The 651-nt window shown below is 66.7% G+C and carries 1 protein-coding gene; it reads right to left on the reverse strand.

Features of this window, described 5'->3' with window-relative positions; translation table 11 throughout:
- A partial coding sequence (locus L6Q67_RS23920; protein ID WP_296576129.1) for a flagellar brake protein occupies positions 1-651 on the reverse strand: 651 nt, incomplete at both ends.

Raw genomic sequence — 651 nt, forward strand, 5'->3', positions numbered from 1 at the left:
ACCTTCAGGATGTAGCGCTGGATCGTCGAGGCCATGGCGCTTGAAAGGTGGGTGAACTCGCAGCCGGCGCGCAGGGTGATGCTGCCGTCGCGGTTGGTGATGCGGAAGAGGTTGCGGACGCGCAGCGAGGTTACGATGGCGCCGGTTTCGGGCAGCATCAGGCGGCAGTTGCCGAACTCCATGTCGGGCTCGACCAGCATGCCTTCGGAGGGAATGGTGATGGAGAGGCCGCCACCGCTGATGTCCAGGACGCTGGCCTCGACCGAGATCTCGCGCTGCTCGCCCCCGATGGTCATCGGGATCAGGCAGGTGAGGCTGTGGGCGCTGGGGGCGGTGAGGCGGAAGTATTCCCGCCGCTGCAGGCGCAGCATCACGTCGGGCACCTGCACCCGGAAGGCGTCGTGGCCTTCGTGCTGGATGCGCTGGATGCCGCGCGCGGCAAACTGGATCTTGATGCGGTCGAGCTGGGTGACACAGATCAGCTGCTCGGCGGCCTCGACACGGCGGTTTATCGTCTCGTCGCTGGCGGCGTCGAGCACCAGCTGGTTCTCGTCGGCGGACAGGGCGACGATGGCGGTGAGGAAGGAGTCGGCGCTGGCGTCGATGAAGGCCGACAGCATCGCACGCTTCTGGATGAGCCCGCGCAGGTTG

It is taken from the genome of Zoogloea sp., assembly GCF_023150065.1.
GTDB lineage: Bacteria > Pseudomonadota > Gammaproteobacteria > Burkholderiales > Rhodocyclaceae > Zoogloea.